Source organism: Kaistia terrae (assembly GCF_026344005.1).
Lineage (GTDB): Bacteria > Pseudomonadota > Alphaproteobacteria > Rhizobiales > Kaistiaceae > Kaistia > Kaistia terrae.
In genome coordinates this window covers 835,345-861,706 of the sequence record NZ_JAPKNH010000002.1, presented here as the reverse complement: position 1 = coordinate 861,706, position 26,362 = coordinate 835,345, and the positions used below count along the sequence as shown (strand labels likewise).

The following is a 26,362-nucleotide window of genomic DNA, read 5'->3' as shown; positions in this document are numbered from 1 at the left end:
GGAGAAACCCCATGCCCGTCGAATTCATCGGCTTTGTCGGCCAGAGAAACTATTCCGAGACGGTTCCCGGCGAAGGCCCCGTCGTCGATGTCGCCTTCATCGAGGCGATGGCCAAGGCGCAGGAATTCGGCGGCTTCGACCGCGTCCTGGTCGCCTTCGGCTCGTCGACGCCGGAAAGCATCCTGATCGCCCAGCACGCAGCTTCCGTGACGCGGAACCTGCAGCTGATGATCGCGCACCGGCCGGGCTTCAACGCACCGACCATCGTTGCCCGCCAGCTGGCGACCCTCGATCACCTGACGCAGGGCCGTGTCGCCGTCCACATCATCACCGGCGCGGAGGATGCCGAACTGGCGCGCGACGGCGACCACCTGACCAAGGACGAGCGCTATGCCCGCGCCGGTGAATTCCTCGACATCGTCCGCTCGGAATGGACCAGCGACAAGCCGTTCGACTATGCCGGCAAGTATTACCGCGTCGATGGCGCCTTCTCGGATGTGAAGCCCTGTCGCCCGACCGGCATCCCGGTCTATTTCGGTGGCGCCTCCGCCGCGGCCCTCGAAGTCGCCGGACGCCACGCCGATGTCTATGCGCTCTGGGGCGAGACGCATGAGCAGGTCCGCGACCTGATCGCCCGGGTCCGCGCTGCCGCCAGGCCGCATGGCCGCGATCCGCGCTTCAGCCTGTCGCTGCGCCCGATCATCGCCGACACCGAGGAAGCCGCCTGGGCCAAGGCCGACGCGATCCTGGAGCGGGCGCGCTCGGTTCTCGACCAGACCGGCTACCGCTTCGACAAGCAGCCGGCGAACGAAGGCGCCAAGCGCCTGCTCGACGCCGCCGCCAAGGGCGACCGCCACGACAAGCGCCTCTGGACGGCGCTGGCCGGCCTTGTTGGCGCCAAGGGCAACACGACCTCGCTGGTCGGCACGCCCGATCAGGTCGCCGATGCCATGCTCGACTATTACGACCTCGGCATCAGCACCTTCCTGATCCGCGGCTTCGATCCGATCACCGATGCCGTCGCCTATGGCCGCGATCTGCTGCCGCGCGTCCGCGCTCTCGTCGCCGCCCGCGACGGCGCGCAGATCGCCGCCGAATAACGCCGGAACAGGCCGGGCCGAATCCGGCCCGGCGCCCAACAGAGGACAGAGGAACGATGAAGTTCTTCGACTGCAACCGCTCGTCGGCCGCCTACCGCGTCCGCATCGCGCTGGCGCTGAAGGGACTGGCGCCGGAGCGGATCCCGATCGATATCCATGGCGAGGCGGCCGAGCACCTGAAGCCGGGCTACGTTGCGGTCAACCCGCAGAAGCTGGTGCCGGCGCTCGTCGATGACGACGACCGCGTCATCACCCAGTCGCTCGCCATCATCGAATATCTGGACGAGATCGCGCCGCAGCCGTCGCTGCTGCCCGGCTCGGCCGCCGACCGGGCGCTGGCGCGCTCGATCGCGCTCGCGATCGCCTGCGACATCCACCCCTTCGGTACGCCCCGCGTCGCCCGCTTCCTCGCCAATGACCTCCAGCTCGACAGCGCCCGCACCGCCGGCTGGGCGCCGCACTGGATCCGCTCGGGGCTGGAAGCGGTCGAGGACCTGATCGCCCGACGGGGCAATGGTCCGTTCGCCGCCGGTGCAACGCCGACCCTCGCCGACATCGTGTTGCTGCCGCAGGTCCTGGTCGCCGAGCGCAACCAGATCGATCTCAGCGACCTGACGGCGCTGACGGCGGTCGTCGCGAAACTCCGCACCTTGCCGGAATTCGTCGAGACAGCGCCGGGCTTCCAGCCCGTGCCGGCCTGAGCGACATGGCGACGGCGCACACCCTGTTCCACTGGGGGCTCTACGAGGCGCGGCCGCATGAAAGCGGCGAACCGGGCCTCGGGCGCTGGCGTGGCGACGAAGATCCCTCGCCGATCGGCCTTGCCGACCGGTTGTCGGATTTCGACGTCGCGCGCATCGCCCGTCCGTCGGTCCGACGCAGCGTGCTCGAACAGGGCCCCGGCGCGCGACGGGATCTGCGCGGCCGTGAGGCCTTCGTCGAAGTGGACTGGGAGATCGCGATCAAACTGGTGGCCTCGGAGCTCACCCGCGTCATCGCCGAGCATGGCAACGCCTCGATCTTCGGCGGCTCCTATGGCTGGGCCAGCGCCGGCCGCTTCCACCATGCGCTGAGCCAGTTGCACCGGTTCCTGAACGTCATCGGCGGCTATATCCGCCAGACCGATTCCTACAGCCTCGGGGCGGGCCGGGTGCTGATGCCGCATCTGCTCGGCACCATGGACGAGATCATGGGCGGCATGACGTCTTGGGACGTCATGGAGCGGCATACCGAGCTGTTCGTCACTTTCGGCGGCGTGCCGGCCAAGAACGCGCAGGTGTCGCCGGGCGGCGCGGGATCGCACCGCGTCGCCGGGGCGCTCCGCCGGATGAAGGCGAACGGCGCCCGCTTCGTCAATTTCAGCCCCGTGCAGTCCAATCTCGACGTCGGCGGCGAGGTCGAGTGGATCCCGATCCGACCTAATACCGATACTGCGCTGATGCTCGGGCTCGCCTTCGTGCTGCAGACGGAAGGCTTCACCGACCGCGCCCAGATCGACCGCTACGCCAGCGGCTTCGGCGAATTCCTGCCCTATCTGCTGGGCGAGACGGATGGCATGCCGAAGACGCCGGAATGGGCCGCCGCCATCACCGGCGTGCCGGAGGAAACGATCCGCCGGGTCGCCCGCGACATGGCCTCAAGCCGCACGATGCTGAACATCGCCTGGGCCCTGCAGCGCGCCTCGCATGGCGAACAGCCCTTCTGGATGCTGATGACGCTCGGCTGCATGCTGGGGCAGTTCGGCCTACCGGGCGGCGGCTTCGGCCTCGGCTACGGCGCCATGAACGGCATCGGTTCGCCGCATGTGAAGCTGAAGGGGCCCACCTTCCCGCAGGGACGCAACCCGATCGACGCCTTCATTCCCTGCGCCCGCGTCACCGACATGCTGCTCTCGCCGGGCGAACGCTTCGCCTATAATGGCGGCGTCCACACCTATCCGGACGCGCGGCTCATCTATTGGGCGGGCGGCAACCCGTTCCATCATCATCAGGACCTGAACCGCCTCGTCGCCGCCTGGCAAAGGCCCGAGACCATCATCGTGCATGAGCCCTACTGGACGCCGACCGCCAAGCATGCCGACATCGTCCTGCCGGTGACGACTTCGGTCGAGCGCGAGGATATCGGCTTCTCGACGCGCGAGGGCACGATCGTGGCGATGCGCAAGCTGAAGCCGGCCTATGGCGAGGCGCGCTCCGACTTCGACATCCTCGCCGCCATCGCGGCCCGGATGGGCCTGGAAGCCGCCTTCACCGAGGGGCTCGACGAGGACGGGTGGCTGCGCCGGCTCTATAGCGAATTCCGCCGCGACTCGTCGGCCTTGCTGCCCGACCTCCCCGATTTCGATGCCTTCCTCGAGGCCGGCGTGGTGCCGCTGCCCCTTCATGACGAGGGCGTCGTCTATCTGCAGGACTATCGCCGCGATCCCGAGGCCCATCCGCTGCCGACGCCGTCCGGCAAGATGGAGATCCATTCCGAGCGCATCGCCGCCTTCGGGCTGGCCGATTGCCAGGGCCATCCACGCTGGTACGAGCCGGCCGAGTGGCTGGGTTCGGCCCGCGCGAACGCCTATCCGCTGCACATGATCTCGGACCAGCCGGAGCGGCGGCTGCACAGCCAGCTCGATACCGCGCCCTGGAGCAAGGCCGGCAAGGTCGATGGCCGCGAACCGATCCAGATCCGGACCGAGGATGCCCTGGCACGCGGCATAGCGTCGGGTGACATCGTCCGCGTCTTCAACGATCGCGGCGCCTGCCTCGCCAGCGCCGTCGTTACCGATGCGATCGCGCCCCATGTCGTCAAGCTCTCGACCGGCGCCTGGTTCGACCAGCCGGGTTCGATCGAGCAGGCGGGAAACCCCAACGTGCTGACCCTCGACATCGGCGCCTCGGGCCTTTCGCAGGGCTGCATCGCCCAGACCTGCCTCGTCGAGATCGAGAAATATGCCGGTGCGCCCACCCGGGTCACCGCCCACGACCTGCCGCACCTCGTCGCCGCCGCGACGGTGCGTCCCATAATTCACGGAGACCCCAAAGAAATGACAGAGCTCGCATTCACGCCGTCGCCGGGACGGACATCATGAGCGAACCGACCGAGATTTCCGTCGGCACGTTCTGGCAGGTGCTGGGCGAGCGCGCCGTCGGCATGACGCTCGTCACCGCCGCCGATACCGGCGGGCCCGTCGGCTTCATCGGCCTGTCGGCCGCCCATGTCTCGGCCTCGCCGCCGACGCTGCTGGTGTCGCTCGATCACAAGACGGCGGCCCGCGCCGCCATCCTCGAGCGGCGGCACTTCGCCATCAACTATCTCGGCCGCGACCAGCAGGCGCTGGCGGACCTCTTCGCCGACCGCCATTCCGACCGCGCCGCGCGCTTCGCCTCGCCGGACTGGACGAGCCTCAAGACCGGCGCACCCGTGCTCTCCAGCGCGCTCGGCGCTTTCGACTGCGAGGTTGTCGACGTCATCGAGCGCGGCGAAACCAGCGTCGTGTTCGGCAAGGTCGTCGGCTGGCACCGGCGCGGCGATGGCGAACCGCTCGTCTATTTCCGTGGAAAGTACCTGCCGTGACCGACCTCCATGGGTTCAAGCTCGGCATGCGGCGACTGGCCTCCGGCGTCTCGCTGATCACCACGCGCGAGGACGGCACGCCCTACGGCCTGGTCGCGACCTCGGTCACCTCGCTGACCGGCGACCCGCCGACCCTGCTCGTCTGCGTCAATGCCGGCACCTCGAGCCACGACCCGCTGGCGCGCTCCGGTACGTTCTGCGTCAACCTGCTACCCGACAGCGCGAAGGACCTGGCGGACCGGTGCTCCGATCCGGCGCGCCGACACGAACGCTTCATCGAGGCGGACTGGACCACCCTGCAGACGGGCGCGCCGTCGCTGCGCGGGGCGATCGCCACCTTCGACTGCACGGTCGAGAAGGCCGTCCGCCATCACACCCACACGATCTTCATCGGCCGCATCGAGGCGATCGCGCTCGACGAGGCGCCGATTGCACCGCTCGTCTATCTCGACGGGCGCTATCATGGACTGCGAGAGCGGGCGGCCTGAGCCAGACCACCGCCGACGAGAACGAGGCAGACACAATGAGCCAGCACGACCATTCCCACGATCCTTCGCATGTTCATGACCATTCCCACGACCACGCTGCCGCCCCGCGCTGGAAACATGACGGCGTGCGGGTCATCAAGGGCAACCAGCTCGACGACAACACGGCCCAGACGCCGGGCATGTACCGGCAGGCGGCGATCAACCATGCCCGCGTCGGCGCGCAGAAGATCTGGGCCGGCACGGTGCAGATCGCCCCGAACGCCAAGACCGGCGTGCACCATCACGGCGAACTGGAAAGCGTGATCTTCGTGGTCAAGGGCCGCGCCCGGCTGCGCTGGGGCGACCGTCTGGAGTTCGTCGCGGAGGCCGAGGCCGGTGATTTCATCTTTGTGCCGCCCTTCGTGCCGCATCAGGAGATCAACGCCGATCCGAGCCAGACTCTCGAATGCGTTCTGGTCCGCTCCGACAACGAGGCGGTCGTCGTCAACATCGATACCGTCGATCCGGTCGAGAAGCCGGAGGAAGTCTACTGGGTCGATCCGATCCACAAGCACCCGTAGCGGATCGGCTCCCACGGACCTCGAAGGCGGCTATTTCTTGCCGCCTTCGGCCGCGACAAGATCGAGCAGGCCGGGCAGCCGCGCCTCGATGTCGTCGGCGCGCAGGCAGGCGGCGCGACTGTTGCCGCGATTGACCTGACGGATCAGGCCTGCCTCGCGCAGCACGCGAAAATGATGGGTCAGCGTTGCCTTGCTCACCGGGAAGCCGAACGAGGCGCAGGTCCGCTCGGTGCCGCCGGGAGCACGGGCCAGTTCCGCCACCACCTGCCGCCGCAACGGATCGGCCAGGGCGGCGAGCACGCTGCCCAGCGCGATCTCGTCGCCATCCGGATGCCCTTCGCTATCGACCATGGATTCTCCTTAGGTACGGATTGCATCGTACCTTTGTCGCTGATAGGTAAGGCCACCTTCTTACCAATCGGAGTTCCCCATGTCCAACGCAGCCTTCGCCCTTCCCGAGCCCGATGCGGATGAGACCGGACCCTACGCCTTGGTCGGCACTGCCCGCGCCAAGCCGGGCCAGGCAGACGCGCTGGAAGCAGCCCTGCTGGCAATGGTCGCGCCGACGCGGCTCGAAGACGGCGCGCTCGAATATCACGTCCATCGCGACCGGGCCGACTCGGACCTGTTCTTGTTCTTCGAGGCCTGGGCGAGCCTCGACCACCTGAAGGCACATCTCGAACAGCCCTACATCCTCGACTATCTGTCGAAGCGCACCGCCTATCTCGACGGCGACATGAAGGTGAACTGGCTGAAAATGGCGAGCCCCTATCCGAAGAACTAGCCTGAACGCAAAGGCGAACCCCGATTCGGACGAATTCGAACCGGGGAATGCCGCCAGACCGCGAGGAGACTGACTTGAGCCGCCACGACGATTTATCAACACCGACCCGTGCGCCCCTGCTCGTCTCCGGCTCCTGGTTGGCAGACTGTCTGGGATCCCCCGATCTCCGAATCCTCGATTCGACCACCCGGCTCGTTGCGGATGCAGAGAGGGGTCTCGACCGGCCAGAAGGTGACATCGAGGGTTTCGAAGCCTCCCACATTCCCGGCGCCCAGTTCCTCGATCTACAGCGCGATCTGTCCGCCGCGAATGCCTCGCTTCTGTTCATGGCGCCGGATGAAGCGGCGTTCGCAACCGCAATTGCCCGGCTCGGGATCGGCCGCGATTCCCATGTCGTCGTCTACAGCCGGGGAAATCCCTGGTGGGCGACGCGGGTCTGGTGGGTCTTCCGCTTGTTCGGCCTCGACAATGTCTCGATCCTCGATGGCGGCTGGAAGAACTGGATCGATGAAGGCCGCCCGGTCGAAACAGGCCCTTCCCGCCAACTGTCCGCCGGCTCGGCGCCTCGCCTGCAACCGCGCCGTATGATCGCGACGTGCGAAACCGTGCTGGCCGCCATCGGCGAGCCGCAAAGGCCGATCGTGAACGCGCTGCCGCCTGCAAACTTCTCCGGCGCATCGGCGCCCTCAAAAGGGCGCGCCGGGCGGATCGCCGGCAGCGTCAACCTGCCGGCCGGCGAATTGCTTGATCCGCAGTCGGGCTGCTTCCTGCCTGTCGCGGTCCTCGCCAAACGCCTGAACGTGGCCGGCCTCAGCGGCAAGGAGGGCGGCATCGCCTATTGCGGCGGTGGCATCGCGGCATCGGCGGTCGCCTTCTCCGCCGTGCTTGCCGGTCTTCCGGAGCCGCTGCTTTATGATGCCTCGCTGCAGGAATGGGCGGCGGACGACTCCCTGCCGATGGAAACGGGACCGGCGGCGAATTCTGTGGGAAGCTGACGCAGCGGTACGAAATCATATTCCCTCGTCCTCGCCCTTGGCAGAATTTGATGCACCTTCCGCTTGCCATTTCAGGGCGTTACGGCGTTACGATCGCGCGTCAAACTCCCTAGACTGATCTGGATTTCTTCCGAGGGAGCCCGCGCTGTCGAGGCTTCCGACGATCCCATCGCGCCGTCCGGACACGCTTCGGCGGCCTGCCCGAGATCCAGAACCATGACCTCCCAGACCTGGCCCGCCCCCGCCATCGCGTCGAACCTCGCCGCCGTCCGCCAGGCGTCGCCGCTGGTCTTCGGCCTCACCAACTATATCGCCGCGCCCCTGAGCGCCAACGTGCTGCTCGCGGTCGGCGCGTCGCCAGCGATTGGCGGCATTCCCTCGGCCGCCGAGCATTTCGCCGGCATCGCGCAGGGGGTCTGGATCAATCTCGCCTCGCTCGTCTCCGACGATCCGCCGATCCTGCTCGCCGTGGCGAAGGCTGCCGCAGCCCGGGGAACGCCCTGGGTACTGGATCCGGTCACGGTCGGCGCCGGCGCGACGCAGAATGACCGCCTCGCCGCCGAACTGGTGCAGCTTCGTCCTGGCGTGGTGCGCGGCAATGCCAGCGAGGTGATCGCGCTCGCCGGCGGCGCGGGCGGCACCAAGGGCGTCGATTCGACCGCCGGCCCGGAAGAAGCCATCCCCTTCGCGAAGAGCCTGGCGAAGAAGACCGGCGGTATCGTCGCCGTCAGCGGGCCGACCGATTACATCACCGATGGTGACGCAGTCGTCTCCGTGCCGGGCGGACATATCAACCTCACCCGCGTCACCGGCACCGGCTGCAGCCTCGGCGCGCTGGTGGCGGCGTTTGCCGGCGTCGTGCCGGACCGGTTGCAGGCAGCGGTGTCGGCGCATGCGGTCCTCGCCGTTGCTGCCGAACGAGCGGCGGCGATCGCGCCGGGAACCGGCTCGTTCTCGATCGCCCTGCTCGACCAGCTATCGCTGCTCGACCTCGCGGCGTGAACCGGTTGCCGATCGCATGACCATCGAGACCGAGACCTTGCAGCCGACCCGGATCGCCAACCGTCCGCAGCGGCGGGCCAAGCGCGATCTCTCGCGAAACGTCCTGCTGCCCTGGCTCAGCCCGATCGCGATCCTGCTGGTCTGGTGGTTCGTCTCCGCCGCCGGCATCGTCGGCCCAAAGGTGCTGCCCTCGCCGGTGCTGGTCGTGGCCGCCGCCTGGGAATTGACGCTGAACGGCCGGTTGCCGCAGGCGCTCGTCGCCAGCCTCGGCCGCGTGCTGGCCGGAACCATCATCGGCGTCGCGCTCGGCCTCGCGGCCGGGTTGCTGGCGGGCTATTACCGCGCCGGGCAGATCGTCGTCGACAAGCCGCTGCAAATGCTGCGCGCCGTGCCATTCAACGCGCTGGTGCCGCTGTTCATCGTCGCTTTCGGCATCGGCGAATGGATGAAGGTGTCGCTGATCGCCGTCGGCGTGCTCGTGCCGATCTACCTGAACACCTTCGCCGGCGTCCGCAATGTCGACAGCAAGCTGGTCGAGGTCGGCCTGGTCTATCGCGCGCCGCGATACCTGATCGCCTACAAGATCCTGTTCCTCGGCGCCCTGCCCTCGATCCTGACCGGCCTGCGCTTCTCGCTCGCCATCGCCTGGATCGCGCTCGTCACCAGCGAGACCGTCAACGCCAATGCCGGCATCGGCTACATCCTGGCGCAGGCGCAACGCTTCGTCCGCACCGACCAGGTCTTCCTCTGCATCGTCATCTACGCGTTTCTCGGCATCCTCACGGATTATCTCGTGCGGTTGCTGGAAGGCCGGCTGCTCGCCTGGCGCAACACTTATGACGGACGCTGACCACGAGCCGTCGTCGCCCCATTCCTCCACCTGATTATTTCAAGGACGACATGATGTTCCCAATGCATTCCAGCCTCCGCCGCACGACCGTTGCGGCCTCTCTCGGCCTCCTTTTCTCCGGCGGCGTAGCGCTTGCCGAGGACGTGGTGACGTTTCGCGCGGCCTATCTGCCGACGGCCAACTACCTGACCACCGTTCGCACCACCGGCATCCTGGAGAAGGAACTCGCCAAGGTCGGCGCGAAGGTCGAGTTCATCGGCCCGCTCGATCCGTTCTCGGCCTACAACACCGTGACCTCCGGCAGCGCCGACGCCTCGTCGACAGGAACCGGCTATTTCGTCAACCTCTCGGCCCAGAAGAGCGACTGGGTCGCGTTCGCGCTGGAGAAATACTCCGGCAACAGCCAGGGCATCGTCGCGGCGCCGGGCTCGGGCGTGACCTCGCTCAAGGATCTTTACGGCAAGAAGGTCGGCATCGACGGCGAGGGCGCGACCGGCGACTACATCCTCAACCTCGCCTTCAAGGAAGCCGGGCTTGACGTCTCGCAGGTCGAGAAGGTGACGCTGGATACGACCAGCTTTGCCTCGGCCTTTGCCAGCGGCCAGGTCGCAGCGATCGCGAGCTACGACCAGAATCTCGCCAACGCCATATCGACGGAAGGCGCCAAGGTGCTGGTGACCGCCGATCAGCTGCCGACCGCCAACTGGTCGATCCACATCGTCAGCCGCGAGTTCGCCGAGAAGCATCGCGAGGCGCTGAAGGCGGTCTATGACGGCCTGGTCCAGGAAGCGGCGCGCGCGCAAGCCAATCCGGCCCTGATCCCGGACGCCTATCGCGAATTCGGCGCCTCGGAAGGTCTCGCCAAGGTGGTTGCCGGCTTCGACACGCCCAGGATCCTGCCGCTCGACGCCACGGCCGTCGCCGATCTGAACCGCCTTGGCACGCAATATGTCGAGTTCGGCTTCATCGAGAAGGCGCCCGACATCGCCGACTACGTCGTCGACCTGTCGAAGTAGCCCGGATTGACGAGAGTCGCATACGTGCCCGAAATCAGGCTTGAGCGCATCTCGAAGCGCTTCGACGATGTCCCCGTTCTCGATGGCATCGACCTTGTCATCCCGGCGGGCGAGTTCATCGCCATCGTCGGCCGCTCCGGCTCGGGCAAATCCACCCTGCTGCGCATCATCGCCGGACTGGAGCAGGCCACCTCAGGCCGTCTCCAGTCCACCGACCGGCTCGCCGTCGCCTTCCAGGAGGCGCGGCTGATGCCCTGGCTGAAGGTGGCGGAGAATGTCGGCTTCGGACTGCCGGCAAAGGACCAGTCGCGCATCGTCGCGGATGCGCTCGGCGAGGTCGGCCTTGCCGGTAAGGCCGCGTCGTGGCCACTGACGCTTTCCGGCGGCCAGGCCCAGCGCGTCTCGCTGGCCCGGGCGCTGGTGAGGCAGCCCGAAGTACTGCTGCTCGACGAACCGTTCGGCGCGCTGGACGCGCTGACCAAGCTCGAAATGCAAAACCTCGTCGGGACGCTCTGGCGCGCGCATGGTTGGACCGTCGTCATGGTCACGCATGACGTCGCCGAAGCGGTCCGGCTTGCCGACCGCGTCATCGTACTCGACGGCGGCCAGATCTCGGAAAGCGTCGCGATCCCCGGCCGGGGACCGCGCAGCCCGGAGGACGGCCACCTCGCCGCGCTCGAAGCGCAATTGCTGCGCCATCTCGGCGTGCCGCTGCCGGCCGGCAATGCCGCGCCCGAAACGGCGCATTCCTGACCCCCCGCTTTTTTCCGGAATCATCATGCCCCGCACCCGCCCCGGACAGATCCATCTCGCCGCCTTCATGAATGCCGGGCCCGGCGGCGTCGGCGCATGGCGCCATCCCGACGCGGAATCCGGCTGGTTCTCGCCGGCCTTCTACCAGAAGGTCGGCCGCATCCTGGAGGCGGCGCGGTTCGATTTCGTCTTCTTCGCCGACAGCCTCGGCATCCCCCGCAGTTTCGGCAACAGCATCGAGAACCACGTGCATTACGGCGTTGGCACCCCTCGGCTGGATCCGATCCCGGTGATCGCGCAGATTGCCGCCGTCACCGAGCATCTCGGCGTCGGCGCCACGCTTTCGACCGGCTACCAGCAGCCGTTCAACGCCGCGCGCACCTTCTCCTCGCTCGATCACCTGACATCCGGTCGCGCCGGCTGGAACGTCGTCACCTCGTTCCAGGACGCGGAAGCGCTCAATTTCGGCAATGAGAAGCTGCCCGGGCGCTCCGAGCGCTACCAGCGCGCCGACGAGTTCCTCGAAGTCACCGCCAAGCTCTGGGACAGCTGGCAGGACGGCGCGCTGAAGCTCGACAAGGCGAGCGGCGATTTCGCCGACCCAGCCGCCGTCGCCTCGATCAACCATCAGGGTGCGCATTTCCAGGTCCAGGGGCCGCTCAGCCTGCCGCGCTCGCCGCAGGGCTATCCGGTCATCATCCAGGCCGGCTCTTCACCGGATGGCCGCGACTTCGCCGCACGCTGGGCCGACGTGATCTTCTGCAGCCATGCCTCAATCGAGTCCGCCATCGCCTTCTATGCGGAGGTGAAGGCACTGGCGGCTCGGCATGGCCGCGATCCCGACCATCTCAAGATCCTGCCGGCGGTGACGCCGATTGTCGGCCGGAGCGAGGAAGACGCCGAGGCGCGGAAGCTGGAATTTGAAGAACTCGTGCCGGCGGAGGCCGGCCTCGCCCGCCTCTCCTATCACATTGATGTCGACCTCTCGCAGTTCGACCTCGACAAGCCGCTGCCCCCGCTCGAGGTCAAGGGTGTCTATGGCCATTACCACGAGGTGCTGGAGGTCGCGGCGCGCGAAAACTTCACCGTCCGCCAGCTCGGCAAATGGTATGGCGCGCGCACCGAGGGCGATCTCGTCGGCACGCCGGCCGTGATCGTCGACCGGATGGAGGAGTGGTTCGACCGCCGCGCGGCGGACGGCTTCATGATTTCCCCGACCCACGTCCCCGCCGCGTTTGAACAGTTTGCCGAGCATGTGGTGCCGGAACTGCAGCGGCGCGGCCTGTTCCGGACGGAGTACGAGGGCGCGACGCTGCGCGAAAATCTCGGCGTGCCCAGGCCGGCATCGGGCGAGTGGAAATCACGGCTTCGCTAGGCATCGCCGACCTTGTCGCGATCGGCGCGGGCGTCAGACTATAGCGCGGCGCGTATCGGGCGGAGATTGATCAAGCAGGCTCCGGAGGCTCCGCAGCGCCGTTTCCAACGCGCCGCGATCCGGCGCGGCGCCTAGCGAGATCCGGACAGCTTCGAGTGACGGCTTGGCGATCGCAAAACTGGCACTCGCCAGGATCAGCACGCCCCGGAGCTCCGCCTGGCGAACGAAATCGAACGCTCGCCAGGGATCGGGCAACGTCAACCAGAGATGGGGAGCGGAAGGATTGGCTGCCAATCTCATTCCGGAGAGAATCGACGCGGCGAGTTCTTGCCGCCCGGTGTTCTCCGCGCCAATGGCGGCTGACATTTCCTGCAGGAAGCCGGAACGGATCCACCGTGTGGCGATGCCGGCCAGCAATGGCGACGCCATCATCGTCATGGCTTGCAGCGTCGCCGCCAATTCCTGCGCCTGTTTGGGAGATGGCGCGGCGACATAGCCAAAACGCAGGGCCGGCGTCAGGCATTTCGATAGGGTCGCGATATGCCAGGTGATGTCCGGACCAAGGGAAGCGATCGCCGGCGGCGGCGCATCGAGCAATGCGCCGTAAGGATCATCCTCGATAATCGAAACCGCGTGCTTGCGGGCGATCCGGACAATCTCCTGCCGCCGTAGCTCAGAAAGGCTCGCCGTCGTCGGGTTGTCCGCGGTCGGGGTTATGTACAACGCGTCGAGCGACTGGAGCCGGCAGGCGTCCTCGAACGCGGCCGGCAGGATGCCCTCGCCATCCATCGCCAGCGGAACGAGCACGAGCTCCTGCTGGGCGGCGACCGTGTGAATTCCCGGATAGCAGAACTCCCCGACGGCCACATGTCTGGATGCGCGACACAGCAGATGGCAAATGGCGAACAGGGCGCTCTGAGCTCCTGAGGCCAGGATCACGCGGTCCGGCGCGCAGCCGTCGACGCGCTGACCGAGCCATGTCGCCCCTGCCGAGCGATTGGTCCAACTGCCGCCCGTTTCCTGATAATCGAGCAGGGATTCGTCGCTGCCGGACAAGGCCTGGCCGATATCCCGCGCCAGAATGCGCTGGAAATCCTGCGGCTTTGGCGGGCTGTTCTTGCTGAGATCGATCGCCCCTGCCGCGACATCCGCGAGAGTGCTGGCGGGACGGGGCTCGCCCGCGACGAAAGATCCCCTCCCCGTCGTGGCGTCGATGATCCCCTCTTCGCGCGCGCGACTATAGGCTTTGGTGACGGTGGTAAGATCCACCCCCAGCGCGGCGGCGACCGCGCGCTGCGGCGGCAGACGATCGCCGGGCCGCAGCCGGCCGCTGGCGATATCGGCCACAAGGGCGTCGAAGATGCCCTGATGCTTGGACGGCGAGGCTTCTTCCAGCCTCGGGCTCCATCGGGGACTGCCAGGACCGATCGACGGGGAACGTCCCATGTGCATCTCCGCGACACGCGTTTGTATGGCGTTGCAGATATCCCGCGCTCGCGCCTGTCACAAGCTACAGGCCTACCGATCCGAATGGGAAGTAATTCCATTCCGCCCTTCAACGGAATTGTGGGGTGAAAAATCGCCACTTCTCCATACATTTGAAACATACATTCTTCCGAAACCTTGCACTGTTTGTATGGTTATGTGACGCAAACAATGGCGGTGTGGAGCATACCAGCATGATAAGATCGGCTCTCGTCGGCGCAGCGCTTCTGCTCGCCTCACTCTCCGGCGCATCCGCCGGCCTTCTCGACGACGTCAAGGCAGGCAAGACGGTCCGCGTCGGCTTCGCCGAGCAGGAACCCTTCATCGTCACCGGGCCAAACGGCAAGCTGACCGGCTATGAGGTGGACCTGCTGAACGCCGTCCTCGCCAAGATCGGCAAGGTCGAACTCGAGGCAGTACCCACGCAGTTCGGCGCGCTGATCCCCGGCCTGCAGGCCCGCCGCTTCGACATCATCGCCTCCGACCTCTACATCCGCCCCGACCGCTGCAAGCTGGTCGCCTTCGCCGAGCCGACGCATTTCGTCAATGACGGGATCATCGTGGCCGCGGGCAACCCGAAGGGCATCCACAGCTACTCCGACATCGCCAAGGATCCGGCGATCAAGCTCGGCTACCTGACCGGCGGCGGCCCGATCGCCGACCACGCCCTGGCCGCCGGCGTCTCCAAGGACCAGCTCGTCACCCTGCCCGACGTCGCCTCGCTGCTTGCGGCGGTGAAGACCAAGCGCATCGATGCGTTCCTCAACACCGGCGTCACCGTCCAGTCGACGATCAAGACCGCCAATGATCCCGCCGTCGAGCGCGCGATCCCGTTCGAGCAGGCGATCATCGACGGCAAGCCGGCGATCGGCATCGGCAGCTACGCCTTCCGCCTCGAAGACCAGCCCTTCGTCGACGAATTCAACAAACATCTCGCCGTGATCCTGACCTCGGGCGAGGCCGCCAAGATCGGCGAACCCTATGGCTTCACCGCGGCCGACATTCCCGACGGCACGGTCAAGCTCGCTGAGCTCTGCAAGTAGCCTTCCCTGACCGGGACGCGCGTCCGAGGATGCGCGTCCCGTTTTCGAGTTCGGTTTGATGGCCCTGATCTGGGAATACCGCTTCGATTTTCTGGCCGGCGTCTGGTGGACCGTCAAATTGTCGGTCCTTTCGGCGTTGCTCGCTTTGGTTCTGGCGATCGTCGCCGGCGTGGCGCGATCGTCGAAGCTGCGCGTGCTTCGCATCGCCTCCGGCGTCTATGTCGAGTTCTTCCGCGGCACCTCGGCGCTCGTCCAGCTGTTCTGGCTGTTCTACGTCCTGCCCTATCTCGGCATCGACCTGACGCCGCTGCAATGCGCGACGCTCGGCCTCGGGCTCTGCTTCGGCGCCTATGGCGCGGAAGTGGTGCGAAGCTGCATCCAGGCCGTGCCTCAGGGCCAGTTGGACGCCGCCGCCGCGCTCAACTTCAGCTATTTCCAGACGCTGCGCATCGTCATCCTGCCGGAAGCGCTGATCATGATGATGCCGCTGTTCAGCAACCTGCTGATCGAGCTGATCAAGGCGACCTCGCTGGTCTCGCTGATCACCATTCCGGATCTGACCTTCCAGGCGAAATCGATCATCACCAAGACCTACAGCTCCGGCAACGTGCTGCTGGTGACGCTGGCGATCTATCTCGTCATTTCGCTGATCGCGGCCAGCTTCATGCGCCGGATGGAAAAGGTGCTGTCGCGCGGCCGCCAGACGGGTCAGCCGGCATGACGGAGATCTTCTCCTGGCCGTTCGCGGCCGAGATCCTGCCGGCGCTGCTGCGCGGCGCGGTCGTCACCTTCATCGCGACGATCGGCGGCTTTTTCGCCTCGCTTATCATCGGCGCCGTGCTGCTGGCCCTCGGCCGCTCGAAGCAAACCGCCATTGCCTGGCTCGGGCGCGGGCTGGTCGAACTGCTGCGGTCGACGCCGCTGCTGATCCAGGTCTACGTCCTGTTCTTCGTGCTGCCGGATGCCGGCATCGTGCTGGAGCCGGTCACCACCGGCATCCTGGCGCTTGGCCTCTATCACGGCGCCTATGTCGCGGAAGCCTATCGCGCCGGGCTCGACAGCATCCCGCGCGGCCAGTGGGACGCGATCGAAAGCCTGCGCTTCTCGCGGTTCGCCGCCTATCGCTACCTCATCCTGCCGCAGGCGATCGCGCCGCTGGTTCCCTCGCTCGGCAACACCTTCATCACCATGCTCAAGGATACCCCGATCCTGGCCGCGATCACCGTCCCGGAACTGATGTTCGCCGCCAACGACGCCGGCTCGCAAAGCTTCCGCTATGTCGAGCCGATGACCATGGCGGCAATCGCCTATCTCGTCATGAGCCTGATCGCGGCGTTTGCCGTGTTCCTGCTGCGCCAGCGCCTCGGGACCCGCTACGCATGAGCGACATGATCACCTTCGACAAAGTGGACAAGCGCTTCGGCCAGACCGTCGTGCTGGACCAGTTCGATTTTCGCGTCGCGCGCGGCGAGAAGGTCGCGATCATCGGCCCGAGCGGCTCCGGCAAGTCGACGCTGCTGCGCATCATCATGGCGCTGCAGGATATCGATCAGGGCAAGGTCAGCCTCGACGGCCGGCCTCTCTGGGACGCGGCGGGCGGCAAGCACCGCATCAAGCCGACGCGAAAGCACCTGCGCGACATGCGCTCGCTGGTCGGCATGGTGTTCCAGAACTTCAACCTGTTTCCCAACCTGACCGCGCTCGGCAATGTCGCCGCCGCGCCGCGCCATGTGCTGGGTCTGTCGCAGGCCGAGGCCGAAGCGCGCGCCGCCGCGCTGCTGGCGCAGGTCGGGCTTTCCGACAAGCTGCAGAACTATCCGGCGACGCTTTCCGGCGGCCAGCAGCAGCGGGTCGCCATCGCCCGCGCCATGGCCCTGGAGCCGGAAATCATGCTGTTCGACGAAGCCACCTCGGCGCTCGATCCCGAGCGCGTCGGCGAGGTTCTGGAAGTGATGCGCGCGCTGGCGCATGAGCGCGACCTGACGATCGTCGTCGTCACGCACCAGATCGGCGTCGCCCGTGCGATTGCCGACCGGATCTGCTTCATGGAAGGTGGCCGGATCCTGGAAGACGGGACACCGCAGCAAATCCTCAACGAGCCGCGAAACGAGCGCACCCGCGCGTTCCTGCGCGCCGTCCATCTGAGCTGAGAGCGAGATCATGACGCAGACCCTGGCCGGCGACTTTCGCCACAACGTCGCGCAGCAACTGGCGCGGATCGACGCGCACCCCGAGGACGCCAGGCTGGCCATTCTCCGCCGGCGCGATGAAGCCGCGCTGCGGGAGGCGGCGGCCTGGGATACGCTGGCGGCATCCCCGTCCGCCCGGCCGGCGCTTTATGGACTGACCGTCGCAGCAAAAGCCTGCTTCGACGTCGCCGGCTGGCCGACGACCGCCGGGGCGAAGCTTCTCCGGGACGCCCCGCCGGCGAAGGAAGACGCCGCGCTGGTGGCCAGGCTGCGGGCGAACGGCGCGGTCGTCACCAGCCAGACCAACATGACCGAGTTCGCCTTCGGCGCGCTCGGGCTCAATCCACATTTCGGCACGCCGCGCACACCGCTCGATCCGTCGCGCGAGCGGATCGCCGGCGGCTCGACATCCGGCGGCGCCGTCGCCGTGGCGCTCGGTTTTGCCGATCTGGCGCTGGGCAGCGACACCAGCGGCTCCGTCCGTATCCCCGCCGCCTTTTGCGGCCTTGCCGCCTTCAAGCCCAGCAAGGGTCGCTACCCGGATGAGGGCCTGCTCCACCTGTCCACAAGCTTTGACGTCCCCGGATTCCTGGCGCGGGATATCCAGACCTGCACCCGCGCCGATCAGGCGATCACCGGCGAGACGGCGATCCAGCCCGCCGACCTGCGCGGCCACCGCTTCCTGCTGCCGCCAAAATTCGCGCTCGACGCCGCCGACGAGGCGGTCACTGCCCGCTTCCTGGAGGCTGTCGAAACCCTCCGGCAAGCCGGCGCGGTAATCGTTGAGCGCGACTGGCCGGAATTGGAGAGCTATGGCCGGATCGCCGTCGAGGGCGGCCTCATCGTCGCCGAGGCTTTCGCCTGGCACCAGCCTCATCTCGAGAGCCGCGCGGCGGACTACGATCCGCGTGTCGGCCCGCGCATCCAGCTTGGCAAGGATGTGTCCGCCGTCGCCTATCTCCGCGCCCGGCAGGAGTTGGCGCGGTTGGCGAAGGCCTATCACCGCGACCTCGAAGGCTTCGATGGGCTGCTGACGCCGACCGTGCCGATCCTGCCGCCGCGCGTCGACGACGTCTCGGACGACGAACATTATTACCCCGCAAACCGCCTGACCTTCCGGCTGACCGAGGTGGCCAATCGCATCGATGCGCCGAGCGTCAGCCTTCCCATCGCGCAGGGCCAACCGATCGGGCTGATGCTGACAGGGCGGAATGGGCATGACAGCGCCCTGCTCGCCCTCGCCGCCTCGGTCGAGGCCGTCCTCGCTTCTTCCCACCGCTGAAACCGAACCCCAGAAGGCAAGATCATGATCGTTCACGACGTCGAAGACCTGCGCAAGACCGACCGCCATGTCGTCACCGACAGTTGGCGCAGCACGCGGCTGATCGTGAAGGGCGACGGGCTCGGCTATTCCGTCCACCACACGGTCGTGCCCGAAGGCTCTGAAGTGCATTGCCACTACAAGGAGCACTACGAGACGAACTACTGCATCGCCGGCGCCGGCGAAGTCTTCGATGTCGCCACCGGCAAGACGCATCCGATCGCGGTCGGAACCGTCTATGCGCTCGACCAGCATGACGAGCACATCCTGCGGGCGCTCAAGGGCGATCTGCATCTCGTCTGCGTCTTCAACCCGCCCTTGGCCGGCACCGAGACCCACAACGCCCATGGCGGATACGATCCCGTCTAGCCACTGACAAATCATAGAACCGGCGCGGTGAAGAGCGCGGCGGTTCTCGTCGCACATCTAATACACGATTGAATCCATAGATTTTATCGTATTAAAGAGACGCCTATTGAAGTTCAGTCGGCGACAAGCGCCGGGGTCGATGAAGCGAGGGTTATGATGCGGGTGCAAGAGGCGAGAACGATCGAGTTGCAGCAACGGTTGGCGGAGGACGGCATCGACGTCGCCATCCTGCATGACGCGGACTCGATCTTCTATTTCTCGGGCTTCTGCGACTATCTCGGCATGGAGTATGACCGGGCAACGCTCCTGGTCATTCCTCGCCTGGGTGCCCCCGTCCTCATCACGCCGGCCATGGAAGCCGAGTTGGCGCGGCGGATGGGATCGGTCCCGGACGTTCGCGAATGGACCGACGGGATCGACGGCGAGTGGCCGCGCCATGTCGAGGCGATCTTCGCCGGCCAGACCTATCGCGTCATCGGCATCGAACCCTTCAAAACACACCCGCGTGTCGCCTCGGTCCTGCGCGCGCTGGCCCCAGACGCCGACTGGCGGGACGTCTCGCGCACGATCGGCACCCTGCGCGCCATCAAGTCGCCGGATGAGATCGCCACCATGCACCAGGCCGGCGAGGTTGCCGTGGCGATGGTCGAAGGTGGTCGCGCCGCGATTGCGGAAGGCGTGCCGGAATACGAGCTGGCGCTTGCTGTCATCGCCGCCGGCACGCGTCGCGCCGCCCGCTTCCTGGCCGACAATGGCGAGGACGCGCTCGTCTCGCCGACAATCTACAATCTGCAGATCCTGCAGTCCGGCTGGGAAACCTGCATGGTTCATCGCCGTTCGACGGTGAAGCCGCTCGCCAAGGGCGACCCGATCTATTTCTGCTTCTGCGGCATGGCGACGTTCAAGCAGTTCAAGCTCGGCTTCGATCGCGAATTCTTCCTTGGCTCGGCGACCGACGAGCAGCAGCGCACCTATGAGACGGTGGTGGCCGCCCAGCAGGCCGCGCTGGCGGAAATCCGGCCCGGCGCCATCGCCGAAGACGTCCATGCGGCGGCGGAGGAAGTCTATCGCTCCGCCGGCTTCGGCCTCGCCTATCGCACGGGCCGCGCCATCGGCTATTCCTACCTTGAAGAGCCGCAACTGAAGCGCGGCGACAAGACCCCGCTGCAAACCGGCATGACGTTCGCCGTCGATGGCGGCATCACCATCCCCAACACGTTCGGCGCGCGGGTCGGCGATTCCATCGTCGTCACCGACAAGGGCTTCGACTATTTGACCCGCTATCCGCGCGAATTCACGATCGTGTAGCGAAGCAGGATCGGGGGCGGACGGAAGCCGCGTCGCCCTCTCCCCCGATCTCATCAGGCTGGCAGGCTCAGCACGCCCTGCAACGAGATCGCCGCCCTTCCGCCAAGGACAACGCGCTCCCCGCGATCTTCGCAGCGAATGGTGCCGCCACGCGCCGACAATTGCTGCCCGACCAGATGCGCCTTGCCGAGACGCCACGCCCAGTAGGGCGTCAGGCAGCAATGCGAGACACCGGAGACCGGGTCCTCGGGCACGCCGTTGGCCGGCGCGAAAAAGCGCGAGACAAAGTCGACGGGATTTCCATCGCCATCAACGCCGCACGGGGCGGTGACGATCACCGCCGGCAGCTCCAGCCGGGCGACCGCCGCCATGTCCGGGCGCAGGCCGGCGACCTCCTGCCAAGTCTCGAAAACGAAGAGATGATGCTTGGCCGCCAGGGCCTCGACCGGCCGCGCGCCCAATGCCGCCACCACCTCGTCGGTGACGCGGGCCGGTCGCGGCGGCAAGGCCGCCATGTCGAGCGCCACGCCGTCGCCGTCCCGCCGAACCAGCATGTAGTCGTCGCCGGTGCGAAACCGCACTTCCGAGCGAGCCGGATCGAGCTTCGACAGCACGAGATGACCTGCGGCCAGCGTGGCGTGGCCGATATGGTCGACCTCGCGCGTCGGCGTGAACCAGCGGATACGGTAGTCGTCATCCTCGGGAGCGAAAAAGACCGTCTCGGTCTGGTTCAGTTCGGAGGCGATCGCCTGCATCGACGCGTCCGGCAGCCATTCCGGCAAAGGGCAGACGCCGGCCGGATTGCCGGCCAGCGGTCGATCGGAAAACGCGTCGATGATAAAGACGTCGAGCTTCATCTGGGATCCTTTCCGGCCGCCCATTCGGCGATTTTGGCAGGGTCGCGCTTGCCGGAGATCGCCTCGGCGACACCTTGGGCAATCAACGGCGCCAGCTTGAACCCATGGCCCGAACAGGCGCTCACCACCCAGCCTGTGCGTCCAAGCGGCTGGACGAAGAAGCTCTCGTCATCGCTGACCGTATAGAAGCAGGTCTTGGCCTCGAGGATCCGATAGCGCTCAAACCCGGCAAAGGCGGCGGCGGCTGCCGCTTCGACGGGCGCGATATCCTCGGATGACGGCGTCCGGTCCTCGTCCGGATGGCCACGCCGGCTGAAATGATGATCGCCGATCTTCAGACCCGTGCCGCCACGCGGCGGCAGCGTATAGCTCAGATGTGCGCCCTCCTCGATCAGGATCGGCGCCTCGGCCCAGGCGCTTCGGAGATCGTCGGGCGGATCGAGATACAGCACGGTCTGCCGCGACGGCGTGACCGCGGGAGCAACCTCCGGCAGGAGCCGGGTAACCCACGCGCCGGCCGCGACCAGCACGACGTCCGCCGCATGCGTCTTGCCGGCCACGACGACACGGCCATGCTCAAGGTCGATCGCCTCGACCGCGCTGTGCTCATGGAGAACGACGCCTGCCTCGCGGAGCCAGGCGACCAGATCCGCCAGGATACGCTGCGGGAACAACAGGCCGGCGCCACCGACCTCGACGACGGAATGGATGCCGCCGGGCCGGACCATCGGCAAGCGCGCGGCGACCTCGCCCTCCGTCAGAAGTCGATGCTCGATGCCGAACGCGTCGAGATCGCGGGCAGTCGTCGCATACCAGTCATCCGCCTGCCGGCGCACATAGGCGATGCCGGTGGGCAGGTAGTGACGCTTGCCAAGGTCCTGCCAGAGCGCGTCATACGCCCGGAAGGCATCCGGCATCAGCCGCGTGTAGCCGTCCAGCGAACCATAGGTATGGCGGGTGATGCGATGCTCGTCGAAGGACGAGGAAAGCGGATTGGGGATCGGCCCCTGGTCGAACAGCTCGACCGCAAATCCCTGCTTCACGAGGGAGCGGGCAAGCGACAAACCGGCAATGCCCGCGCCCACGACAATGACCTTACTGGCAGCCATACGTTCTCGTCTCACTCCTCAGATGACCGGCTCGAGCAGGAGCGTATGCTCCGCCCGCCAGCTCAGAACAATCTCGCTGTCCGGCACCGGCGCATGATCCACGCCGCGCACGCCCAGATTGACGCGAACCATCGCGCCGCCGTCGATCGCGACCTCGATGCCGAGGTGGTCGCCGAAATAGATCGCCTGCCTCACCCGACCGACGACGCGGTTCTCGCCATGGCCATCGCCGATGGAAATCCGCTCCGGCCGTATCGAGACCAGGACATAGGCGCTGCGGGGCGCGGACTGGCCGGCCACGCCGCGAAGCACCAGCCCGGCTGAGCCGTCGATGCGGACGTCGCGCCCGTCGCCCGTTCCGGTCAGGCGACCGTCAAAGGCGTTGGTCTCGCCGATGAAGCGGGCGACAAAACCGTTTGCAGGTTGCTCGTGAATGGTCCGGGGATCGGCGAGTTGCTGGACCCGCCCCAGATGGAACACCGCCACCCTGTCGGACATCACCATGGCTTCCGTCTGGTCGTGGGTGACATAGACGACGGTGAGGCCGAGTTCGCGATGCAGCCTGCGGATCTCCAGCTGCATCTGCTCGCGCAGCCGCTTGTCGAGCGCGCCGAGCGGCTCGTCCATCAGGACCAGCTTCGGCTCGAACACCAGCGCACGCGCCAGGGCGACCCGCTGCTGCTGGCCGCCGGATAATTGCCCCGGCCGTCGCGCACCCAGCCCGCCGAGCTCGATCATATCCAGCGCCCGCGCCACCCGACGATCGATTTCCGCCCTGGCAATTCCGCGCAGGGTCAGCGGGAAGGCGACGTTTTCGGCAACGCTCATATGCGGGAACAGGGCATAGCTCTGGAACACCACGCCGAAGTCGCGCTTGTGCGGCGGCAGGTTGGCGATCGAGCGCCCCTCATAGAGGATCTCGCCGGCATTGGCCTGCTCGAAGCCGGCGATCATCATCAGGGTCGTCGTCTTGCCGGAGCCGGAGGGACCCAGCAGCGTCAGGAATTCGCCCCGCTCGACGGTGAGGTCCAGCGCATCGACCACCAGCCCGCCGCCGTCATAGCGCTTGGTGACGCCCCGAAGGCGCAGAAGCGGCTCTGCCAAGGCCATCACGTCGCCTCCGAGGCGGTGGCGAGCCGGCGCGAACGGCGTCGAAGCATCTCGACGACCAGCAGGAACGTCATCGACAGCAGAAGCAGGAGCGTCGCTACGGCGGTGACGATCGGCCCGGTGTTTTCCTTGATTCCCGAGAACATCTGAAGCGGCAGGGTCCGTTGTGAGGGCGCTGTGACGAACGAAGCGACGACCACTTCATCCAGCGACATGGCAAAAGCGAAGATGGCTCCAGCGGCGACGCCGGGCGCGATGATCGGCAGCATCACCCGCCGGAAGGCCGTGATCGGGCTGGCGCCGAGACTGGCGGCGGCGCGCCAGAGCGTCCGGTCGAAGCCCTGCAGCGAGGCGACAACGCTTAGCGTGACGAAAGGCAGGCCGAGCGCGGCGTGGAAGATGACGAGCCCGGTCAGGCTGTTGCTGAGCCCCACCGTCGCCAGCGCGAAATATGCGCCCAGCGCCAGGATGACGATCGGAATCACCAGCGGAAGCAGGGTTGCGAGCAGCACGATCGCACGAGTCCGCCCCTGGAGACGATCGATCCCCAGCGCCGCGGCTGTGCCGATCACGGTCGCTATGAGCGTGGAGGCAGCACCAACCCGCAGGCTGCTCAGCAGGGCATCCCGCCACGCCGGCGACGCCGCCGCCTCGCCATACCAGTGCCAGGAGAAGCCGGGCAGCGGAAACGCGATGATGCTGCCCGACGAGAACGAAATCGGCACGACGACCAGCGCAGGCAGGACGAGAATGACGACGAGCAGGATCGAGCCAAGGCGCATCCACCATCGCGGCAGCGGCAGGCCGTAATCGGTCGACATCAGCGAGCCCCCTCCAGCGCGCGCATGGGCTTCAGCGCGGCGATCAGGACGCCGACAAGCGCGAGGAACAGAAGCAGCGCCACCAGCCCCAGGGCCGCGGCGAGGCCGGGATTGTTGGTGCGGATGACGGCGAGCTCGACGAAGGTTCCGATCATGCGGTCGGCCGGTCCGCCAACCAGCGCCGGGGTGATGTAATAGCCGGCCGCAGAGGCCAGCACGAGAAGCAGCCCCGCAGCGATTCCGGCGCGGGCCTGCGGAAGATAGACCCGAACAACGCTTTGCAGCGGCGTCGCCCCAAGCGAACCGGCGGCCATCAACTGCGTCTTCGGGATGGCGCGCAAGGCGTTGTAGATCGGCAGGACCATGAAGGGCAGCAGCACATGGGTCATGGCGACAAGGACGGCAAAGCGGTTGAAGGCGAGATCAAGCGGCTGGGCGATCAGCCCCGCCCGTTGCAGGAGGCTGTTGACCAGGCCATTCGACTGCAGCAGCAGCGTCCAGGCCATCGCGCGCACCAGGATCGACGTCCAGAGCGGCAGCATCAGCACCAGCAGCCAGCGCTCGGCAAACTTCGGCGGCAGGGAAGCGAGATAGAGGGCGAGCGGCAGGCCGAGCGCCAGGCACAGCGCCGCGACCGACGCCGCAATGACGAAAGTCCGCGTCAGGATGCTGCGATAGATCGCGAGTTCCGTCGGCCGGCTGGTGATCTCGCCTTTGGCGTCGCGCTCCAGATCGATAGCGGCCAGAAGATAGCGATCCGTCAAGGGACCGCTCGCCGCCCGGATCGCCTGCCAGATCTCGGGTTGAGCCCATCGGCCATCGGCTGCCTGCAAGGCCGCGACCGGATCGGACGGGCTCTCCAGCGCCGTCGCGCGTGCCGCCAGGACAGCCGTCCGCAGACCGGCCTTTTCGATGTTGAGGCGGCGCGCAACACGGCCAACAGCGCTATCGGATGCAGCTGCCAGATCCGCGACCAAGGCCGGATAGATCGCGGGCGACGGCGCACCCTCGCCTTCCGCCAGCATGGCAACGGTTCGAGGCAAGCCAATGGCAACGTCGCGATCGGCGACGCTCTGCCAGACCAGAAGGAACAGCGGAACCCCAATCACAGCCAGCAGGAACAGCGCCATCGGCGCCAGCAGCACCACGGTAGACAGCCGCGCACGTCTCGCGCGCGCGGCCCCGTTTCCAGACATTTTTGACAATCGCTACTGGCTGGCGAACGCGTTGAAACGCTCGGTCAGCGGCTCGATGTTCTCCGACCAGAAGGTGGCGTCGATCTGCAGCGCTCCGGCCAGGTTCTTCGGATAGGTCGGCAGTTCAGCGGCGACGGCTTCGGGCAGGGCGGCCGTTGCCTTGGTGTTGGTCGGGCCGAAGGCGACCAGTTGCGGCAGGATCTGCTGCTGGCTGGCGCGCGAGGCGAAATCGATGAACTTCAGCGCCTCTTCCTTGTTCGGGCTGTTCTTGAGGATGACCCAATTGTCGAGCGCATAGATGCTGCCCGGCCAGATGAACTTGAAGTTGCGCTTGTCCGTCTGGTTCGCCGCCGTGACGCGACCATTGAAGGCCAGCACCTGCGACGCCTCGCCCGAAGCGAGCAACTGGATGGCCTGACCGCCGCTCTCGAAGAAGACGAGATCCGGCTTGATCTTGGCGAGCTTGGCGAAGGCCCGATCGACACCTTCCGGCGTGCGCAGCACGCTATAGACCTGGTCGACCGGCACGCCATCGGCGATCAGCGCCAGTTCGAGCGCATATTTCGGCCCCTTGCGAAGCGCGCGCTTGCCCGGGAACTTCTCGACGTCGAAGAAATCCGAGACCGATGTGGGGGCCGGCCCCGCCTTGTCGGCGTCATAGGCGATGCCCGCCGACCAGGTGATCGCGCCGACGCCATACTTGTTCTGCGCGGCGGGGATCAACTCGTCCTTCGCGCTGATCTTGCTCCAGTCGATCGGCTCGAACAGTCCTTCGGCGCCGCCGATCTGAAGCTCCTCGACTTCGACATGGATCACGTCCCAGCCCGGATCGCCGGCGGCCTCCGCGCGCGTCCGCAAGGTGCCGACGCCGCCTTCCCAGGAATCGTCGACGACCTTCTTGCCTGTCTCGGCCGCGAAAGGTTCGAAATAGGCCTTGCGCTGCGCATCCTGGAAATTGCCTCCCCAGGAAATCACCGTCAGATCACGGGCGATTGCCGCCGTACTGACCCCGGCGATCAGGGCAGCGAGGGCGATACGGACAAGACGCGACTTCATCGGAATGACCT

At 66.7% G+C, this 26,362-nt stretch carries 28 protein-coding genes; 20 read left to right on the top strand and 8 right to left on the bottom strand.

Annotated features, from left to right (window positions below; all coding sequences use genetic code 11):
• Positions 1 to 11 precede the first annotated feature (11 nt).
• Genes OSH12_RS09180 through OSH12_RS09155 form a run of 6 tightly spaced genes read left to right on the top strand, consistent with a single transcriptional unit; the run spans position 12 to position 5,712 of the window.
• A complete protein-coding gene (locus OSH12_RS09180) occupies positions 12 to 1,100 on the top strand; it encodes an LLM class flavin-dependent oxidoreductase (protein WP_266343211.1) in 1,089 nt (362 codons plus the stop codon).
• A 56-nt stretch (positions 1,101 to 1,156) separates the two neighbouring features.
• On the top strand, positions 1,157 to 1,801 hold the full coding sequence (gene maiA, locus OSH12_RS09175) for a maleylacetoacetate isomerase (protein WP_266343210.1): 645 nt from the start codon (positions 1,157 to 1,159) through the stop codon (positions 1,799 to 1,801).
• 5 nt (positions 1,802 to 1,806) lie between these two features.
• On the top strand, positions 1,807 to 4,179 hold the full coding sequence (locus OSH12_RS09170; RefSeq protein ID WP_266343209.1) for a molybdopterin-dependent oxidoreductase: 2,373 nt from the start codon (positions 1,807 to 1,809) through the stop codon (positions 4,177 to 4,179).
• On the top strand, positions 4,176 to 4,664 hold the full coding sequence (locus OSH12_RS09165) for a flavin reductase family protein (protein ID WP_266343208.1): 489 nt from the start codon (positions 4,176 to 4,178) through the stop codon (positions 4,662 to 4,664). The genes OSH12_RS09170 and OSH12_RS09165 overlap by 4 nt, the downstream gene beginning before the upstream one ends.
• Positions 4,661 to 5,152, top strand: coding sequence for a flavin reductase family protein (locus tag OSH12_RS09160; protein ID WP_266343207.1), 492 nt, complete (start codon positions 4,661 to 4,663; stop codon positions 5,150 to 5,152). Before OSH12_RS09165 ends, OSH12_RS09160 begins: the two co-directional genes overlap by 4 nt.
• 35 nt (positions 5,153 to 5,187) lie before the next feature.
• Positions 5,188 to 5,712, top strand: a complete 525-nt coding sequence (locus OSH12_RS09155) for a cupin domain-containing protein (protein WP_266343206.1) — start codon at positions 5,188 to 5,190, stop codon at positions 5,710 to 5,712.
• A gap of 30 nt (positions 5,713 to 5,742) precedes the next feature.
• Here OSH12_RS09155 and OSH12_RS09150 read toward each other — a convergent pair whose 3' ends face one another.
• Positions 5,743 to 6,063: an ArsR/SmtB family transcription factor gene (locus tag OSH12_RS09150; RefSeq protein WP_266343205.1), complete on the bottom strand. Its 321-nt coding sequence runs from the start codon at positions 6,061 to 6,063 to the stop codon at positions 5,743 to 5,745.
• Positions 6,064 to 6,142: 79 nt separating this feature from the next.
• On the opposite strand from OSH12_RS09150, the gene OSH12_RS09145 reads away from it, so the two are divergent.
• The 7 genes from OSH12_RS09145 (at position 6,143) to OSH12_RS09115 (ending at position 12,487) form a co-directional block, all read left to right on the top strand.
• Positions 6,143 to 6,496: a putative quinol monooxygenase gene (locus tag OSH12_RS09145; RefSeq protein ID WP_266343204.1), complete on the top strand. Its 354-nt coding sequence runs from the start codon at positions 6,143 to 6,145 to the stop codon at positions 6,494 to 6,496.
• Between the two features lie 74 nt (positions 6,497 to 6,570).
• Complete coding sequence (locus tag OSH12_RS09140; RefSeq protein WP_266343203.1) at positions 6,571 to 7,491, top strand: sulfurtransferase; 921 nt, start codon at positions 6,571 to 6,573, stop codon at positions 7,489 to 7,491.
• A gap of 216 nt (positions 7,492 to 7,707) precedes the next feature.
• Positions 7,708 to 8,493 (top strand): hydroxyethylthiazole kinase, encoded by a 786-nt coding sequence (gene thiM / locus OSH12_RS09135; protein WP_266343202.1) that lies wholly within the window; start codon positions 7,708 to 7,710, stop codon positions 8,491 to 8,493.
• Between the two features lie 16 nt (positions 8,494 to 8,509).
• A complete protein-coding gene (locus OSH12_RS09130) occupies positions 8,510 to 9,343 on the top strand; it encodes an ABC transporter permease (protein WP_266343201.1) in 834 nt (277 codons plus the stop codon).
• A gap of 62 nt (positions 9,344 to 9,405) precedes the next feature.
• Positions 9,406 to 10,359: an ABC transporter substrate-binding protein gene (locus OSH12_RS09125; RefSeq protein ID WP_266343200.1), complete on the top strand. Its 954-nt coding sequence runs from the start codon at positions 9,406 to 9,408 to the stop codon at positions 10,357 to 10,359.
• A gap of 24 nt (positions 10,360 to 10,383) precedes the next feature.
• Entirely contained in the window at positions 10,384 to 11,112 is a 729-nt protein-coding gene (locus OSH12_RS09120) for an ABC transporter ATP-binding protein (RefSeq protein WP_266343199.1), read from the top strand.
• 25 nt (positions 11,113 to 11,137) lie between these two features.
• The gene (locus tag OSH12_RS09115) at positions 11,138 to 12,487 is read left to right on the top strand and encodes an LLM class flavin-dependent oxidoreductase (protein WP_266343198.1); all 1,350 of its coding nucleotides are present in this window, start codon (positions 11,138 to 11,140) and stop codon (positions 12,485 to 12,487) included.
• 33 nt (positions 12,488 to 12,520) lie between these two features.
• Here OSH12_RS09115 and OSH12_RS09110 read toward each other — a convergent pair whose 3' ends face one another.
• The gene (locus OSH12_RS09110; RefSeq protein WP_380223463.1) at positions 12,521 to 13,933 is read right to left on the bottom strand and encodes an aminotransferase-like domain-containing protein; all 1,413 of its coding nucleotides are present in this window, start codon (positions 13,931 to 13,933) and stop codon (positions 12,521 to 12,523) included.
• Positions 13,934 to 14,166: 233 nt separating this feature from the next.
• On the opposite strand from OSH12_RS09110, the gene ehuB reads away from it, so the two are divergent.
• From ehuB to OSH12_RS09075, 7 genes are all read left to right on the top strand, one after another.
• Positions 14,167 to 15,015 (top strand): ectoine/hydroxyectoine ABC transporter substrate-binding protein EhuB, encoded by an 849-nt coding sequence (ehuB, locus tag OSH12_RS09105; RefSeq protein WP_266343197.1) that lies wholly within the window; start codon positions 14,167 to 14,169, stop codon positions 15,013 to 15,015.
• 58 nt (positions 15,016 to 15,073) lie between these two features.
• Entirely contained in the window at positions 15,074 to 15,736 is a 663-nt protein-coding gene (ehuC, locus tag OSH12_RS09100; protein ID WP_266343196.1) for an ectoine/hydroxyectoine ABC transporter permease subunit EhuC, read from the top strand.
• Complete coding sequence (gene ehuD, locus OSH12_RS09095; protein WP_266343195.1) at positions 15,733 to 16,398, top strand: ectoine/hydroxyectoine ABC transporter permease subunit EhuD; 666 nt, start codon at positions 15,733 to 15,735, stop codon at positions 16,396 to 16,398. The genes ehuC and ehuD overlap by 4 nt, the downstream gene beginning before the upstream one ends.
• On the top strand, positions 16,395 to 17,165 hold the full coding sequence (locus OSH12_RS09090) for an amino acid ABC transporter ATP-binding protein (protein ID WP_266343194.1): 771 nt from the start codon (positions 16,395 to 16,397) through the stop codon (positions 17,163 to 17,165). Before ehuD ends, OSH12_RS09090 begins: the two co-directional genes overlap by 4 nt.
• A 10-nt stretch (positions 17,166 to 17,175) precedes the next feature.
• Positions 17,176 to 18,486: an amidase family protein gene (locus OSH12_RS09085; protein WP_266343193.1), complete on the top strand. Its 1,311-nt coding sequence runs from the start codon at positions 17,176 to 17,178 to the stop codon at positions 18,484 to 18,486.
• Positions 18,487 to 18,510: 24 nt separating this feature from the next.
• Positions 18,511 to 18,894: an ectoine synthase gene (locus tag OSH12_RS09080; protein WP_266343192.1), complete on the top strand. Its 384-nt coding sequence runs from the start codon at positions 18,511 to 18,513 to the stop codon at positions 18,892 to 18,894.
• A gap of 153 nt (positions 18,895 to 19,047) precedes the next feature.
• Complete coding sequence (locus tag OSH12_RS09075; protein WP_266343191.1) at positions 19,048 to 20,202, top strand: M24 family metallopeptidase; 1,155 nt, start codon at positions 19,048 to 19,050, stop codon at positions 20,200 to 20,202.
• A 53-nt stretch (positions 20,203 to 20,255) separates the two neighbouring features.
• Here OSH12_RS09075 and OSH12_RS09070 read toward each other — a convergent pair whose 3' ends face one another.
• From OSH12_RS09070 to OSH12_RS09045, 6 genes are read right to left on the bottom strand one after another with little or no spacing between them, the layout of a single operon-like run.
• A complete protein-coding gene (locus tag OSH12_RS09070; protein WP_266343190.1) occupies positions 20,256 to 21,059 on the bottom strand; it encodes a PhzF family phenazine biosynthesis protein in 804 nt (267 codons plus the stop codon).
• Positions 21,056 to 22,168, bottom strand: a complete 1,113-nt coding sequence (locus OSH12_RS09065) for an NAD(P)/FAD-dependent oxidoreductase (protein WP_266343189.1) — start codon at positions 22,166 to 22,168, stop codon at positions 21,056 to 21,058. Before OSH12_RS09065 ends, OSH12_RS09070 begins: the two co-directional genes overlap by 4 nt.
• A gap of 18 nt (positions 22,169 to 22,186) precedes the next feature.
• Positions 22,187 to 23,278: an ABC transporter ATP-binding protein gene (locus OSH12_RS09060; RefSeq protein ID WP_266343361.1), complete on the bottom strand. Its 1,092-nt coding sequence runs from the start codon at positions 23,276 to 23,278 to the stop codon at positions 22,187 to 22,189.
• Positions 23,278 to 24,099 (bottom strand): ABC transporter permease, encoded by an 822-nt coding sequence (locus OSH12_RS09055; protein WP_266343188.1) that lies wholly within the window; start codon positions 24,097 to 24,099, stop codon positions 23,278 to 23,280. Before OSH12_RS09055 ends, OSH12_RS09060 begins: the two co-directional genes overlap by 1 nt.
• Positions 24,099 to 25,295: an ABC transporter permease gene (locus tag OSH12_RS09050; RefSeq protein WP_266343187.1), complete on the bottom strand. Its 1,197-nt coding sequence runs from the start codon at positions 25,293 to 25,295 to the stop codon at positions 24,099 to 24,101. The genes OSH12_RS09055 and OSH12_RS09050 overlap by 1 nt, the downstream gene beginning before the upstream one ends.
• Positions 25,296 to 25,307: 12 nt before the next feature.
• Positions 25,308 to 26,351 carry an ABC transporter substrate-binding protein gene (locus OSH12_RS09045; protein ID WP_266343186.1) on the bottom strand — a complete coding sequence of 348 codons (1,044 nt, stop codon included), beginning with the start codon at positions 26,349 to 26,351 and terminating at the stop codon, positions 25,308 to 25,310.
• Positions 26,352 to 26,362 lie beyond the last annotated feature (11 nt).